We start from the raw sequence: 15,094 nt of genomic DNA, 5'->3' as shown, positions 1-15,094 counted from the left end.
TCGTATCCGTCGAAGCGGGAGGCCCCGTGCAGGAGTACGACTATGTCGTGGTGGGCGCGGGCGCCGCCGGGTGCGTGCTGGCCAACCGGCTGAGCGAGGACCCGGCTACCCGGGTGCTGCTGGTCGAGGCGGGCGGCTGGGACCGCAGCCCCTTCGTGCGGCTGCCGAAGGGGTTCAGCCGGCTGATGGACGACCGACGCACCGCGTGGCACTACCCGGCGGAGGCGACGCCCGCGCGGCGCGAGGTGTGGCAGCGCGGCCGACTGGTCGGCGGGTCCAGCTCGATCAACGGCATGGTGTACGGCCGGGGCGACCGGGTCGACTGGGACGGGCTGGAGCGGCTGGGCAACCCGGGCTGGGGCTGGGACACCCTGCTGCCGATCTTCAAGCGGCTGGAGGACCACCCGCTGGGGGCCTCCGAGACGCGCGGCGCGGGCGGGCCGCTGCGGCTGTCCTCGGCGACCGGCACCGACGAGCTGTGCGAGGCGACGATCGGCGCCGGGGAGGCGCTGGGCTGGCGTCGGGTGGACGACCTGAACGCCGAGGACGGCGAGCGGATCGGCTACGTCACCGCGACGATCCGCGACGGACGCCGGGTCAGCGCCGCCGACGCGTTCCTGCACCCGGTCCGGGACCGGCCCAACCTGACCGTGACCGTGGAGACGGAGGCGCTGCGAATCCTCGTCCACGCCGGCCGGGCCATCGGGGTGCGGACCCGCCGCGCGGGACGGACGGTCGACTACGCCGCCTCGGCCGAGGTGATCCTCGCCGCCGGGGCGATCGCCAGCCCGCAACTGTTGCAGGTCTCCGGGATCGGGCCGGCGGACACGCTGCACCGGGCCGGGGTGAGCGTGCTGCTGGACCGGCCCCGGGTGGGGCGCGGGCTGCGCGAGCACCGGTCGACGCCGGTCCAGTTCCGGCTGGCCGGCAACGGCGGCTACAACCACATGCTGGGCAGCCTGGTCGGGCAGGGGCTGGCCGCGCTGCGGTACGCGCTGACCCGGCGCGGGCCGCTGAGCCTGCCCGTGCAGGACATCGGGGCGCACTTCCGCTCCACCCCCGACGTCGATCATCCGGACGCGCAGCTACTTGTCGCGCCCTTCTCGGCGGCGCCACGCCGCCCCGGTCACGCGCTGGAGCTGGAGTCCGAGCCGGGGATGATGGGGCTGTGCACGGTCACCCGGCCGGACAGCGAGGGCAGCCTCACCATCACCTCGGCCGACCCGTCGGCCCCGCCCCGGATCGTCGCCAACTATCTCGACACCCCGCACGACCGGCGAGTCGCCGTGAACGCCTTCCGGCGGATGCGGGAGCTGTTCGCGACGGACCCGGTCGCCGGGCGCATCGCGGTGGAGACCGTGCCCGGCCCGGAGGTGCGCGACGACCGGGAGATCGTCGAGGCGACGCTGGCGCTGGGCTACTGCGGGTACCACGCGGTGGGCACCTGCGCGATGGGGCCGGGCGACGAGCACGTCGTCGACCCCGAGCTGCGGGTGCGCGGAGTCGACGGGCTGCGGGTGGTGGACGCCTCCGTGCTTCCGGTGCTGGTGTCGAGCTACCTGAACGCCCCGGTGATGGCGCTGGCCTGGCGGGCGGCCGACCTGATCCTGGGCCAGGTGCCGCAGCCGACGGGTGTCGGACCGGCGTCGTAGCGTCCCCGGGCATGGGAACGAGCTATCAGAGCATCCTGGCCGTCGGCGAGCTGGCCGCCGTGCGCGCGGCGGTGGGCGACGCCGGCCGGGAGGCGTACGTGACAGCGGTCGGGTCACGGCGATGGGCGGTCGTGCCGCGCGAGGAGGAGGAGAGCGGCTACGCCGAGGTCGACGACCTGGCCGAGCTGATCAGCACGGTGACGGGCGAGCCGGCGGTGGCCTTCGACGTCTTCGACTCCAGCGTCATGTCGGCCACCGTCTACGCCGCCGGCGAGCTGGCGCACGGATACGTCTCCGACCGCTCCTGGGTGACGGAATACTGGGACGACGACGACAACGAATTCTGGGCCGGTTTCGACGGCACCCTGCACCCGGTGGACGGCCCGCTGCCGTCGCCCGGCCCGTCCGGGGCCGACCCGGCGGCGTTCGTGGCGCTGGGTGTGGGCGAGGTCGACGCGGAGCGCCTGGGCGCGGCGCTGCGCGGCGACGTGCCGCTCGACGACGCGCCCCGGCTGTACGCCGAGTGCCAGCACACCGAGATCCTCGACGCGCTGGGCCTACAGCCGTGCCCGCTGACCCGACCGTTCCGGCACGCCCACCTCGACCACGTGCCCGCTCCCCTGCACCTGCGGCCCTGACCCGGCGTCGCCGGGCACCCCCCGCGATCGGCTTGCGGGCCGCGATCCGGGGAATGCCACCGTAGGACGTCGGGGTCCGCCGACGACGGCACACAGGAATTGGGGTGCTCTCATGGGCAACGACGCTGGCAGGCAGCCCGCGAAGGCATCCGGCACGTACCGGATCGGCGGCGACCTCCAGGTCGACCGGCTCGGCTACGGGGCGATGCAGCTCACCGGGCCGGGCGTCTGGGGCGATCCGTTGGACCCGGCCGAGGCGGTGCGGGTGCTGCGCCGGGCGTACGAGCTGGGCGTCACCTTCATCGACACCGCGGACTCGTACGGCCCGTTCGTCTCGGAGATGCTGATCAGGGAGGCGCTGCACCCGTACGCCGACGACCTGGTCATCGCGACCAAGGCCGGGCTGACCCGCGCCGGCCCGGCCGACTGGCGGCCGGTGGGCCGGCCGGAGTACCTGCGCCAGCAGTGCGAGCTGAGCCTGCGCCACCTCAGCCTGGACGTCATCGGGCTGTACCAGCTACACCGGATCGACGCCCAGGTGCCGCTGGCCGACCAGCTCGGCGAGCTGGCGCTGCTCAGGCAGGAGGGCAAGATCCGGCACATCGGGCTCTCCGAGGTGACCGTGGATGCGATCGAGGCGGCCCGGGAGATCACCCCGATCGTGTCGGTGCAGAACCTCTACAACCTGGCCGACCGCAGCGCCGAGGGCGTCCTCGACTACTGCGAACGCAACGACCTGGCGTTCATCCCGTGGTTCCCGATGGCCACCGGCAACCTGGCGAAGCCGGGCGGGCCGCTGGACGCGATCTCCACCGGGCACGGGGCGACGCCCGCGCAGCTCGCGCTCGCCTGGCTGCTGCGCCGCTCGCCGGTCGTGCTCCCCATCCCGGGCACGTCGTCGGTGGCGCACCTGGAGGAGAACGTGGCCGCCGCCGAGGTGCGGCTCACCGACGACGAGTACGAGGCCCTGGCGAAGGCCGCCTGAGCGCCGGGCGACCCCGCACCGGGCCCACGGCCGGGCCGGTGGTCGTTACCCTCCGATGGGGACGCAGGGGGCGTACCGCGAGCGCGAGGAGGCGACGGCATGGCCGCACCGGAGCAGGGCGAGACGATCGAGGAGAGCCCGGTCGGCTGGGTGGCCAAGCACGTACGGCGGTACGTGGCGACCGACGGCGCCGAGGGGGCCAGGTACCAGGGCTACGACGCGCTGCTGGTCACCACCCGGGGCCGCAGGTCCGGCACCCTGCGGCGGACGGCGTTGTACTACGGCCGGGACGGCGGCGACCGGATCGTGCTGGTCGCCTCCAACGGGGGCTCGGCGGCGCACCCGAACTGGTACCTGAACCTCGCCGCCGACCCGGAGGTGGAGGTGCAGGTCGGCCCCGAGCGCTTCCGGGGCCGGGCCCGGACGGTCTCCGGCGAGGAGCGGTCCCGGCTGTTCGAGCTGATGACGAAGGTCTTCCCCCGGTACGCCGGTTACCAGCGCGACACCGACCGGGAGATCCCGGTCGTGGTGATCGAGCGCGCCTGACCAGCGGGACTCGGGGCCCCGCCGGTCGGGCCCGTCGATCAGGCGGCCGGGCCAGCCTGGTCGGGCTGGTCGGGCTGATCCGCGCCCACTCCCCCGGCCTGCCGCAGCGCCCGAGTCGCCTGGTCGAGCAGCTTCGTCGCGTCCGTCCGGCCGTTGACCTGGACCTCCACCTCGGCGTCGCCAACCTGGATGCGGATGCTCGCCTCGGTGCGCTGCTGGTCGACCCAGCTCTGCAACAGGCTGAACAGCCCCGGCAGCAGCCCCTGGGCCACCACCGCGATGATCACCGCGTCGCTGAAGCCGGGTCGGCCGCCGGTCCGCCCGCCGCCTGCGTCCCGCACCGCCGCGCGAAACTCCGGACGCTGGTGGATGAAGGCCAGCAGCGGCACCCGGGGCGGCCGGCCGACACGCGGGGTCAGCACCAGCCGTACGGGTCGCCCGGGCCGGGTCGACATGTCGGTCACGGGTTTTCTCCTACTCGTCGCCGGCTCGGAACGTCAGCTTCCCGTCGACCAGCGACAGGACCCCGCTGACACCGAAGGTCTCGTCCTCGGTGAACGGGGTGGTCCCGTAGAAGCCCGCGGTGCTGCCGGTCGCCCGTACCGACCTCTGCGTCTCGTACGGCGTGCTCACCCGGGCCGTGGTCGGGCCGGTCAGCTCCATCTGGATCTTCGGGTACTCGATGATCTTCCAGGCGATCTTCCGGACCGTCGCGCCGTTGTAGAAGCGGAACGGGCAGTTCTCCGGCGCGGCCACCGTCGTCGCGGCGCAGGCGTCCAGGTACTGCCGGACGCTCTGCTCCGCCGCCTCCTGCCCGGTCGCGGTCAGCGTCGGCGTGAGCCGCACGTCCGACACGCTGTCCTGGCCGGGCCGGACGGCGACGGTCTGCGACGGCGTCTCGCTGAGGGCATTGCTCGCACCGCCCAGGGTGTACGCCCCAGGCAGCAGCGCCACGACGGTGCCCTCCTCGGCCACCGGCACCGCCACCCCGTTGACGGTCAGCCCCGGCACTCCCGGAAGGCTCAGCGCCGTCAGGCCGGCGGTGATCCGCCAGCCGTGGAACAGCCCGAGGCTGGCCGAGTCCTCCCGCCGCAGGGGCAGTTCCGAGGTCATCTGCTGGCCGGCGAGGGTGAAGGCCACCGTGGCGACCGCCTCGTCGCCGTCGCGCTTCATCGACGTCACCTTCACGTCGGTGGGCGGCTGGTAGCCCTTCGCCCCGACCATCGCGGCGAGCTGGTCGCCGTCCAGGCCGGCCCGCACGTCCGGGTCCAGCAGCGACAGGGCCTCCCGGCCGTCGTGGTCGTCGAGCGCAGAGAAGTAGTCGCCGACCACCACCTGGGGCCGGAACAGCGCCCACTGTGTCACCGTGAGCAGGGAACCACCGAGGCAGCAGACCAGCGCCAGCGCGCCGGCCACCACCAGGGTTTGCCGGTTCGCCACCGCCCCCGGGCCGGGAAAGAGGTCCGCCGAGCTGACCGGAATCGCGTCGTCGTCGGCCCGAACCCCACCGGCCTCGGTGACCGGACTGAGCCGCTCCAGCCGGTCCAGCCGCAGCTCCGAGGCCGGGTGGGTGGCGCAGACCGCCTCGTCCCAGCCGCTGCGCCCGCTCTCGAAGGACTTGCGCTGCTCCAGCATGTCCCGCATGCCCTGCGCGTGACCGGCGAGCACGGCGCCGGCGTCGGCGCGGTACTCGGCGGCCCGGACGTCCCGGGAGTGCAGCGGCAGCACCACGTACTTCATGGTGAGCAGCACCGGCCAGAAGAAGACGAAGAGCAGGAAGTCGGTGACCGGGTGGGGGAAGGTCCGCATCAGCCAGGTCGGCACAGCGTGGATCAGCACCAGCGGCAGCGCGACCCCCCGGACGAACGCGCTGGTCACCTCGTCGCCAGTGCGCCAGTGCACCAACTCGTGGCTGAGCAGGGCCGCGATGTCCTCGTCGGACTCAGTGAGCAGGCTGGTGGTGACCACCACGTGCCGGGAGTACGCCCGCGCGTTGGTCAGCACCGTGTTGTCCTCGATCAGCAGCCGGGGAACGCTCGGCAGGCCGAGGCGCTGCGCGCAGTCGTACAGGATGGGTCGAAGTCTCTCGGTCTCCCGGCGGCTGAGCCGCCGGGCCCCGGAGACGCTCAGCAGCCAGGGCTCCAGCAGCACCCGGTAGAGGGTGTAGAGCAGGCCGACCAGCGCGGCGGCGGCCACCATGCCGGCCAGGCCGGTGAACAGGGTCGCCGGCTCGTCGACCGCGGTGCGCCAGGGCAGCACCAGCAGCACCAGAAAACCGACCAGGAATCCCACCCCGAACCCGATGAAGCCGCCGAGCACGCCCCCGGACCGGGTGAGGAAGGCGTCGATCAGGCCGCCGATCAGCGGCGCGTCCCGCAGTTCCTGCGGCACGGACTCGGCCACCTGGGTGCCGCCGATCAGGCCGATGACCGCGAGGCTGAACGCGCCGTACACGGCGGCGAGCAGGGCCACAGGTACGTAGAACCAGGTGGCCACGAACGCGCCGAGCACCCCGCGCCAGTCCCGCATGATGCCGGCGCGCAGCCAGACCAGCGCGTTCGGATATCCCGGCGGACGGTTGGCGAAGCGCTGCTCGATCCGGTTCGACCCGGTCGTCGCCCGCGGCTCGGTGGGTTGGTCCCCGACGGGCGGTTCCTCAATGGCGGGTCTGACCTGGTCAGGATCGGGATCGCGCACGGGGCGCCTCCTCGACTGAGACGCCCTCCCCCGGGGAGCGGCGGAGAGCGGACGGGCTCAGGCATGGCGTATCGGCCGGCCGGCGGAGCGACCGGGGAATTGCGCAGTCGTGAGATTGACGTCGAAGCGTGCGGGGAATCGACGTCGGACAACGCTACCGGCATCCGAATCGATCTCGCTACCGATAATCGGTCAGGGATCCGACGATGAACGGCAGCGGACAGACCCGAGTTCCAATGCGAACCAGGCGAGTGGTTGTGGGCGGAGTCCCGCGCGACACGCCCCTGCTCACGAGCGGGGCGGGGCGTCGGATCTCAGTACCCGGAGCCCGGCCTCATGGACGAAGAGCGACCGTCGTGCCACCGCCTGGCCGGCAGGGCAGCTCGGTGCCGCACTTGCAGACGTACCGCCACCTGATCCACGACCAGACCGGCCGTTGCCGGCGGGCCAGGGTCATGGCCGTAGCGAGTAGATACTCCTTGAAGGACACTCGTCGCCACGTACGCCCACGATCCCGGTAGGACAACGAGTCGAATGGCAATAGCCGATCGGACAATAGTCAGCTAACTACTTTCGGCTCCCATGGAGCGTGGCCCGGGGAGCGGTTGCTCGACCGCACTACAGCCGGCGTATCGGTTATCCGACAGACTTTCGCGGCGGCGATCGATGGTCTTCGCCGACCGATGGGTCAAGATTCTTCGCGATCACAGTCGGGTCGACATGACACGGGAGAGCTATGCCGGACAGCGTTCTCAGTACCGCCGACGAGGTGTTGGAACGGCTCGAAGACGAGATCGCATTCCTGGCGGAGGGCCTGGCCGGAGCGTCCGAACAGCTCGCCGAGCTGGCCTCCGAGCTCGACGACCACCTCGCCGAGTACGACCACGAGCGGGTGAGCAATGCGGTTGACCAGGTCGGGGTGATCCTGGGCGAGGAGGTGGGCAGGGATCTGACCGCCCTGGCGGGCCTCGGCGCCATCCGCCACGGGCACCCCACCGCCGAGGGTGGGGAGGACGCACCGGTTCCCACGCTGACCGCTGAGGAGCTACCCCTCCTGGTCTCCGACGACGAGGACGACGAGGCCCGGATCGACAACCTGCGCGACCGGCTCGACGCCGCTGCAGATCACCTCCGCCTGCTGCTGAGCTTCGCCAACGATCGGTTCGACCTGGCCCGGGAGGCGGCCGAACGCGGGAACGCCGACCGGGCGCTGAACGACCTGCGGCTGGCGCGGCAGGCGGTGGCGAACGCGCCCCACAGGTATCAGCTCTGGATGCGGTGCCTGGGCGAGCTGGCCGACGTGAGCCCGGAGAGCCTGGGCGACCTCGGGCAGATGCTGATGAGCTTCGAGTCGTTCCTGCACGCCACCTACGGAGCCGGCACCGGCGACGAGCGCTGAGCCGCCACCGGCGCCCCGGGCGCGGGCGGGGATCAGGCCGAGCGGTGGACCTGCGCGAGCACGGCCCGCAGCTCCGCCTCCGGCACCCGCTCCGGGTCGGCCAGCACGTCGACCGCCACGCCCGGCTCGACCAGCCGGAACGCCTCGCCGTCGCCGACCAGGCCGGTGACGTCTCCGTCGACGAACTCGGTCGGCCGCCACCGCGCCGCGTCCCGCTCGTGGTAGCCGGCGAGGAAGTCGCGCAGCTCGTCGAGGGTGCCCAGCCCGCCGCCGCGCAGGACGTGCACCCGCAGGTCGACCCGGTAGCCCTCCTCGACCTGCCGCTCCCACACCCGGGTGCGGAAGCGCACGTCCTCCCACTCGCTGGCGAAGTCGGACACCTCCGCGCCGATCCCCGCCGGCACGTACCCGATGACGAACCCGTCCAACTCGCCGCTCACCGGCACCTCCCCGTCAACCGACCCGGCCCGCCGCCGGACGTTGGACACCTATCGTCCACAACAGAAGACAACTGTCCAAGGTCCGCGAATGCCGAGAGCGAATGCGGCATGTCGGGGTTGCTCCGGGTCGGTCAGGCGTCGTCGAGTAGGGCGAGGAGGTGGTGGACGGCCGGGTTCGTGGTGTCGCGGGGCCAGGCCAGGCGCACGTCCACGGTGGGCGTCGGGGCGGTGAACCGGCGCAGCCGTACCCCCGGCACCTTCAGCGCGCGGGCACGACCGGCCGGCACCGCCGCGACCACGTCTCCCCCGGCCACCGCGCGGAGCAGTTGCTCGTCGTCCGGCTCCTGCCGGACGAGGCGGAAGCCGCCCTGCGGCCACACCTGGGCGATGGTCCGGTCGAACATGCCGGGGCCGTTGTCGCGCGGCCACATCACGGCGGGCAGGTCGACCACCTCGGCCCGGCTGATCCGGCGGCGGCCGACGGCCAGCGGATGCCCGGTCGGCAGGGCGAGCAGCAGCTCCTCGGCCTCGACGAACCGGCACCTCAGGCCCGGCTCCTCGACCGGCGTGCGGACGAAGGCCGCGTCGAGCCGGCCGGCGAGCAGGCCGGCGACGTTGGGGGCGGTCCAGGCGGTCTCGGCGACCACCTCCACGTCGGGGTGGGCGGCCCGGAACCGGGTCACCAGGGCGTCCACCCGGCCGCCGCGGGCCGAGCGGGTGTACGCCAGCCGGAGCCGGCCGTCCCGGCCCCGCACCAGGTCGCGGATGCGGGCGGTGCCGGCGTCGACCTCGGCGAGCAGCCGGCCGGCCTCGGCGGCGACCCGCCGCCCCACCTCGGTCAGCGTGCAGCCCCGGCTGGTGCGGTGCACGAGCGGGACGCCGAGCTGGCGTTCCAGGGCCCGGATCTGCTGGCTGAGCGCCGGCTGGGCGATGTGCAGTCGGGCGGCGGCCCGGGTGAAGTGCAGCTCCTCGGCGAGCACCGCGAAGTAACGCAGCCGGCGCAGATCCCACCAGGCGTCCCGGGTCGAGGAGTCGGGCATGGCCGCAATTATAAGCGCCGCCTATCGCCAACTGTGGTTTCCGTCTTGGACGGCGCACCGACCCCCCGGGCACGATCCGAAGTCACGGCATGACAGAACGCGACGCTACGGCCGTGGACGACAGGTAGCGAACGACAGCCACGGCGTCGACCGCTGTGGACGACCGGAGGGAACGGGCGATGACGGAGAAGACGACGGACGTGGTGGTGGTCGGCGGCGGGGTGATCGGGCTGACGGCCGCCGTGGTGCTACAGGAGCGGGGCGCGCGGGTGACGGTGTGGACAGCGGACGATCCGGCCGACATCGTGTCAACGGTGGCCGCCGCGGTCTGGTACCCGAGCCACACCGAGGAGGACCCCCGGGTGCTGCGCTGGGCCCGGGAGACCCACGCGGAACTGGGCCGCCAGGCGGCCGACGGGGTGCCGGGAGTGGTGGCCCGGGCGACCCGGATGCTGCTGCGCCACCCCTACGCGGGCCCGCCGTGGTGGGCCGAGGCGACCGGGGACCTGACCGCCGAGCCGGCCGTCGCCCCGTACACGGCGCTGCTGCGGTTCACCGCGCCCACGGTGGAGATGACGCCGTACCTGGCGTGGCTGACCGAGCGGGTCGAGGCGGGCGGGGGGCGGGTGCTGCGCCGTCGGGTGCAGCGGCTGGACGAGGCCTTCGAGGCGGCCCCCACCGTGGTGAACGCGACCGGGCTGGCGGCCGGCTGGCTCGCCGCCGACCCGGCGGTGCATCCGGTGCGCGGGCACGTGGTGCTGGTGGCGAACCCGGGCCTGACCACCTCGTTCCGCGACGAGGACGATCCGGCCGGGATCACCTACGTACACCCGCGCCGGCACGACGTGGTGCTCGGCGGCACGTTCCAGCCGGGGGTGTGGGACACCCGGCCGGACCCGGAGACGGCGGCGGCGATCCGGCGCCGCTGCGTGGCGCTGGTGCCGGAGCTGGCCGACGCGCCGGTGCTCGGTGAGCGGATCGGGCTCCGCCCGGCCCGGCACGGCGGTCCCCGGGTGGAGGTGCAGCCGGCCGGACCGGGCGGCGGCCGGCTCGTGCACGCCTACGGGCACGGCGGCGCGGGGGTCACCCTCTCCTGGGGCTGCGCCGCCGAGGTCGCCCGCCTGGCCCTGGACGGCTGACCCGCCCGGTGGCCGGCGCGGTCAGCGCACGAGGCGGAACAGCAGCAGGTAGCCGCAGTAGGCGAGGGGCACGAGCAGCACGCAGGTGACGAAGCCGAGCGGGACGAACCGGGGCGGCTGCTCCGAGCCCAGCGCCGGCCGCCCCCACCGGCCCAGCACCAGGTACCCGGCGACGAAGGAGAGCACCGGCAGCCCGGCGCAGGTGGCGGCGTAGAGGGCACCGAGGCCCACCACCGCCAGGTCGGCGGCCACCGCCATGATCAACATCAGCACCACCCCGGCCGCCGCGCAGCCGGCGTACACGGCCAGGGCCCGGGCCAGCGGCGACCAGGACGGCAACAGCGGCGGTTGCCGGGCGACGGCCTCGGTGACCTGGACCAGCCGGTCGGTCTCGTCGGCGAGCCGCCGGGCCTCGGCCAGCTCCGCGGCCGGGTCGGTAACCCCGGCGCGGGGCGCGGGCACCCCGGCCGCCGCCGGCAGCGCCACCACCGCCCCGCCCGGGGCACCCGGTGGGTACGCCCCGACGCCCGACTGCCCCGGCGCGGCGGCTGCGCCGCCGTCGGGCACCGCCCCCGGGCCGGAGGTTCCGCCGGACGACGTCGCCCCGGGGGTGCTGCTTACAGGGGCGGTCGTCCCGGAGCGGTCTCCCCCGGCGGCGGGTGGCGGGTCGGCGGGCAGGCCGATGGCGTGACCAAGCTGGCCGAGGCGGTGGGACTGGACGGCGAGGCGCCGGGTCAGCTGGTCGAGCATGGTGTGCAGGGCGCGGCGGCGGCCGGCCTCGGCGGCGGCGTCCTGGTCGGTCTCGCGGCGCTGGTCGGCGAGTTGCCGGGCCAGGGCGGCGTACTCGGAGAAGGTGGACACCGTCAGCTCTCCTCGTCCCGTTCGTGCCCGGCCCACGCGAACGGCACGATCAGTCGGGTGCGCTGGTCGTGCCGGTCCACCAGGAGAGCCCGGTCGGCGCGCGGGGTGTGGGCGAGGTCGTGCTCGCCCAGGTACAGCCCCAGCTCCGCACCCGGGACGTTCAGCGCGACGAGGCAGGCCGCGTCGTCGCGGTGGTGCGACCCGCCGAGGTCGTCGGCGAGCCGGCGTAGCCCGCGCCACCAGCCGAGCAGGTGCACCCCGCGGGCTGGGCCCTCGCGCAGCAGGGCGCGCAGGTCGTCGTGGCCGGAGCGGAAGGTGACCGGGTCGGTGCCGGCGAGGGTGGCCGACGCCGCGTCCGCGCCGAACAGCACCAGGTAGGTCCGGCCGACGGTCAAGGCGGCAGCAGGCGGGGCTGTGTCAGGCGGGGCGGCGGCGGGCGGGGCGGCAGGCGAACCGGCGGCGGGCGGGGTGGCGGCGAAGGCGGCGAGCCGGTCCCGCAGGGCGGCCTGGTCGAGCCGCTCGACCGGGTGGCCGGCGGCGGCGAGCGCGGCGGCGGTGTCGTCGGCCGCCGGGGCGGCGGCGGCGACCAGCGGGGCGAGCAGGAACCGGGCCTCGCCGGACACGTGCTGCCGGGCGAGGCTCAGGGCGGCGGCCCGCAGCACGTCCGCGCCGTCGGTCGCGGTGCCGACCACGGCCAGGTGCCGGCCCGGGGTGGCGTCCAGGGTGAACGACGCGGTGCTGCCGGCCACGTCGACCGTGCGGCCGACCAGGGCGACCGGGGGCCCGGCACCGGGGCGCAGCCCGGCGAAGGTGGGATCGTCCTCCAGCCGCGCGGGCTCGTACCCCCGGAAGACGGCCGGGGGGCCGTTGCCGGCCGGCCGGTCCCGCCACAGCTCGTGGCGCAGCCGGGCCAGGTCGGCGCGGGCGGCGTACGCGTCGGGGAAGCGGACCACGGTGTCGGCGCCCGCCGCCCCGGCGGCGGTGTTCAACACGGCCGCGCCGATCGGCAGCGCGTTGGCGGCCCCGTTGAGCGGGTCGAGCGCCCCCGCGCCGCCAGGCAGCGCCACCCGCAGCGGGAACTGCCCGAAGATCGCCTCGGCGCGCCCGTACAGCGACTCGATGCCGGTGGTGGCCTGGCTGGCCAGCACCAGGTGCACCCCGTACGAGCGGCCCTTGCGGGCCAACTCCTCCAGCAGGTCGACGGCCTCCCGCGCCACGGCGTCGGTGCCGGCGAGCAGCACCTGGAACTCGTCGACGACCGCCACGATCCGGGGCACCGCCGCGTCGCCGGGCAGGTCGGCGAGCTTGGTGACGCCGTGCCGCTTCAGCACCGCCGCCCGCCAGTTCAGTTCCCGGCGCAGCTCGCGCAGCACGGCGAGGCCGTACTCCCGGTCGGATTCGATGCCGACGGCGCGGGCGTGCGGCAGCCAGGACGGATCCCGCTCGGTGGGGACGAACTCGGTGAAGCTGACACCCTCCTTGAAGTCGAGCAGCCAGAGCTGGAGCTGCGCCGGGGAGTAGCGGGCGGCCAGCCCGTAGAGGACGTCGAGCAGGAAGACGGTCTTGCCGGCGCCGGTGCGCCCGGCGACCAGCCAGTGCGGGGTGGCGTCGTCGAAGGCGACGGTGACCGGCTGCCGCCCGGCCCGGCCGACCACGGTGGACAGCCCGGCGGCGCTCGACCCGGCCCAACGCCGGGCGGGCAGCAGGTCGGCGAAGGTGGGCGGGGCGTCGCGGCGCACCGCCGGGCCGAGGTGCCCGGCGAGGGCGGCCACGGTGGCCGGCGGCAGGTCGCCGTCGAGCACGACGGGGGCGGCCAGCCCGGAGCCGTCGCCGCTGAACGGGTGCCCGGGCGGGTCGCCGACGTGGGCGTACCGCTGCATGAGCCGCAGCGCGGTGGCCGCGCCCAGCGGCGGCGGGTCGGCCGCGCCGGCCTGCGGGTGACCCGCGAGCAGTACGCAGACCGCGGCGGACGGGCCGGCGTGGGTGAGCGCGGCGAGCCTGGCCAGCTCCGGGGGCGGGGGCGCGGCGGCGGCGACCAGCACCAGCAGCTCCCGGGGCGTCGGGGCGGCGTGCTGCGCCGCCCGCGCGTGCCGCTCGGCCTCGTCGAGCAGCGCGGCGACCTCGGCGGTGGTGGTGGCGGGCGGGGCGAGCACCCCGGCGTCGAGCAGCGGGCGCAGCGGCAGGAAGGTGGCCCCGAAGGCCACCGTGTCGATCCCGGCGACCCGGACCGTGCCGGCCGGGGCGGTGGCGAGCAGCCGCAGCACCAGCGCGCGCAGCAGCTCGCCGACGCGGGGATCGCGGGCGTCGGCGTCGACGGTGAGGTGGCAGCCGCCGCCGAGCGGGACGAGCACCGGGAAGCCACCGTCCACGGTGGCCGCCTCGCCGACCCGGACTCCGGCGGGCGCCTCGGTCAGCGGGGTCGCGCCGGGGGTGGGCGCGGCGAGCCGCCCGCCGAGGCGGGCCAGCCGGGCGACGACCTCGGCGGCGCCGGTCACGGCCGCCGGTGGCGCGCCGAGGGCCAGCCGGGCCCGTTCCAACCGGTCGCGGGCCTGCCGATGGGCGGTGACCGCCTGGCCGTACGCCGCCGCGAGCCTGCCCACCCTTGTGCCCCCCACGCGATGGCCGTCCGGTCCAGCGAACCCTAACGGACGCGTGGCGGCGACGGACAGCCCCGCAGCCAGGACGGCCGCGGGGCTGGCCCGGATCAGCCGGCGACGGCGGTCAACGCCGGCAGGAAGCCGTGGCGGTAGCCGTCGGCGTTCGGGTGGTACGCCTCGATGACGCCGCTGACGTCGCGGATCCACGGCGCGGCGGCGCAGACGCCGTGCCCGGCGAAGTACGGGCGGGTGTCGGCGAAGGTGGCCCTGGCCGCGGCGGCCCGGCCGGCGGTGACCGAGGCGAGCAGGTCGGCGGCCTCGTTGAGGATGGTGCGCTTGTAGGTGCTCATCGCGAGCAGCCCGCATGAGCCCGTCTCGAACAGTCGCGGGTAACCGAGCACGATCAGCCGGGCGTTCGGGGCCCGGTTGCGGATCGCGGCGTAGGTGCGGTCGAGCCGGCCGGGCAACTCGCCGGTGGCGAAGGCCTTCGCCTCGTTCACCGCGTCCGTGCAGGTGCTGGTGCTGCCGAACCGGCAACTGGTGATGACGTCGGCGAAGCCGGCGTCATTGCCGCCGATGGTGATGGTGACCAGGGTGGTGCCGGTGCTCAGCGCGCTCACCTGGCTGTCGATGACGTCGGCGGTGACCGCGCCGCCGCAGGCCGGGAACTTGAAGCTGGTCACCTGGTGGGCGGTGGCCCAGAGCGGGGCGTACGACTTCTCGCTGCGCAGGCAGGTGGACAGGTCGTACGGGCCGGCGCCGACGCCGGAGGAGTACGAGTCGCCGAGGGCCACGTAGTTGACGGCTGCGGAGGCCTGGGCGGCACCGGGGACGGCCACCGCCCCGACGGCGGCGGTGAGGACGGCGACCAGCGCCGTCAGGGCGCGGGCCAGCGGGCGTTGGGGCATGGAGAACCTCCACGGGACAGGGGTGGTGGATCCTCGGAACCGCGCGCGTGGCCAAGGCTGGTGGTTATTACCGGACGGTAATGCTATCGAAACATCTAGATGGAAGGAATAGATCGGAGAACTCGCCTGCGGGACACACATGTTCACAACCGTCGATTAGCTTGATTGTGCGTACACCCCGACGGAGGGAGT

Annotated in this window: 13 protein-coding genes; 6 read left to right on the top strand and 7 right to left on the bottom strand. The window is 74.5% G+C overall.

Going from position 1 to position 15,094, the window contains the following annotated elements; genetic code table 11:
* Nucleotides 1-26 precede the first annotated feature (26 nt).
* The 4 genes from ACFYZF_RS22570 (at nucleotide 27) to ACFYZF_RS22555 (ending at nucleotide 3,821) form a co-directional block, all read left to right on the top strand.
* Nucleotides 27-1,652, top strand: a complete 1,626-nt coding sequence (locus ACFYZF_RS22570; protein ID WP_387023779.1) for a GMC family oxidoreductase — start codon at nucleotides 27-29, stop codon at nucleotides 1,650-1,652.
* An 11-nt stretch (nucleotides 1,653-1,663) separates the two neighbouring features.
* Entirely contained in the window at nucleotides 1,664-2,290 is a 627-nt protein-coding gene (locus ACFYZF_RS22565) for a hypothetical protein (RefSeq protein ID WP_387023777.1), read from the top strand.
* A 112-nt stretch (nucleotides 2,291-2,402) separates the two neighbouring features.
* Entirely contained in the window at nucleotides 2,403-3,275 is an 873-nt protein-coding gene (locus ACFYZF_RS22560) for an aldo/keto reductase (RefSeq protein ID WP_387023775.1), read from the top strand.
* Nucleotides 3,276-3,374: 99 nt separating this feature from the next.
* Nucleotides 3,375-3,821 carry a nitroreductase family deazaflavin-dependent oxidoreductase gene (locus tag ACFYZF_RS22555; protein ID WP_387023773.1) on the top strand — a complete coding sequence of 149 codons (447 nt, stop codon included), beginning with the start codon at nucleotides 3,375-3,377 and terminating at the stop codon, nucleotides 3,819-3,821.
* 38 nt (nucleotides 3,822-3,859) lie between these two features.
* Here ACFYZF_RS22555 and ACFYZF_RS22550 read toward each other — a convergent pair whose 3' ends face one another.
* Entirely contained in the window at nucleotides 3,860-4,276 is a 417-nt protein-coding gene (locus tag ACFYZF_RS22550; RefSeq protein ID WP_387023976.1) for a hypothetical protein, read from the bottom strand.
* Between the two features lie 19 nt (nucleotides 4,277-4,295).
* The gene (locus ACFYZF_RS22545; protein WP_387023771.1) at nucleotides 4,296-6,518 is read right to left on the bottom strand and encodes a M48 family metalloprotease; all 2,223 of its coding nucleotides are present in this window, start codon (nucleotides 6,516-6,518) and stop codon (nucleotides 4,296-4,298) included.
* A 736-nt stretch (nucleotides 6,519-7,254) separates the two neighbouring features.
* Between ACFYZF_RS22545 and ACFYZF_RS22540 the strand changes: the two genes are divergently transcribed.
* Nucleotides 7,255-7,917, top strand: a complete 663-nt coding sequence (locus ACFYZF_RS22540) for a hypothetical protein (RefSeq protein WP_387023770.1) — start codon at nucleotides 7,255-7,257, stop codon at nucleotides 7,915-7,917.
* Between the two features lie 32 nt (nucleotides 7,918-7,949).
* On the opposite strand, the gene ACFYZF_RS22535 is transcribed toward ACFYZF_RS22540, so the two are convergent.
* On the bottom strand, nucleotides 7,950-8,357 hold the full coding sequence (locus ACFYZF_RS22535; protein WP_387023768.1) for a hypothetical protein: 408 nt from the start codon (nucleotides 8,355-8,357) through the stop codon (nucleotides 7,950-7,952).
* Between the two features lie 131 nt (nucleotides 8,358-8,488).
* Nucleotides 8,489-9,397 carry a LysR substrate-binding domain-containing protein gene (locus ACFYZF_RS22530; RefSeq protein ID WP_387023766.1) on the bottom strand — a complete coding sequence of 303 codons (909 nt, stop codon included), beginning with the start codon at nucleotides 9,395-9,397 and terminating at the stop codon, nucleotides 8,489-8,491.
* A gap of 179 nt (nucleotides 9,398-9,576) precedes the next feature.
* Here ACFYZF_RS22530 and ACFYZF_RS22525 point away from each other — a divergent pair, with 179 nt between their 5' ends.
* The gene (locus ACFYZF_RS22525; protein ID WP_387023764.1) at nucleotides 9,577-10,536 is read left to right on the top strand and encodes an FAD-dependent oxidoreductase; all 960 of its coding nucleotides are present in this window, start codon (nucleotides 9,577-9,579) and stop codon (nucleotides 10,534-10,536) included.
* 21 nt (nucleotides 10,537-10,557) lie between these two features.
* Here the strand turns inward: ACFYZF_RS22525 and ACFYZF_RS22520 are convergent, their stop codons facing one another.
* The 3 genes from ACFYZF_RS22520 to ACFYZF_RS22510 all read right to left on the bottom strand — a co-directional run bounded on the left by ACFYZF_RS22520 (nucleotide 10,558) and on the right by ACFYZF_RS22510 (nucleotide 14,902).
* Nucleotides 10,558-11,397, bottom strand: a complete 840-nt coding sequence (locus ACFYZF_RS22520; protein WP_387023762.1) for a hypothetical protein — start codon at nucleotides 11,395-11,397, stop codon at nucleotides 10,558-10,560.
* Nucleotides 11,398-11,399: 2 nt separating this feature from the next.
* Nucleotides 11,400-13,997 carry an FtsK/SpoIIIE domain-containing protein gene (locus ACFYZF_RS22515; RefSeq protein ID WP_387023760.1) on the bottom strand — a complete coding sequence of 866 codons (2,598 nt, stop codon included), beginning with the start codon at nucleotides 13,995-13,997 and terminating at the stop codon, nucleotides 11,400-11,402.
* A 104-nt stretch (nucleotides 13,998-14,101) separates the two neighbouring features.
* Complete coding sequence (locus ACFYZF_RS22510) at nucleotides 14,102-14,902, bottom strand: SGNH/GDSL hydrolase family protein (protein ID WP_387023758.1); 801 nt, start codon at nucleotides 14,900-14,902, stop codon at nucleotides 14,102-14,104.
* Nucleotides 14,903-15,094 lie beyond the last annotated feature (192 nt).

Source organism: Micromonospora sp. NPDC001898 (assembly GCF_042891255.1).
In the GTDB taxonomy this organism is placed as follows: Bacteria; Actinomycetota; Actinomycetes; order Mycobacteriales; family Micromonosporaceae; genus Micromonospora.
Note: the sequence above shows the minus strand (reverse complement) of the source record. Positions and strands in the feature narration are given on the sequence as shown.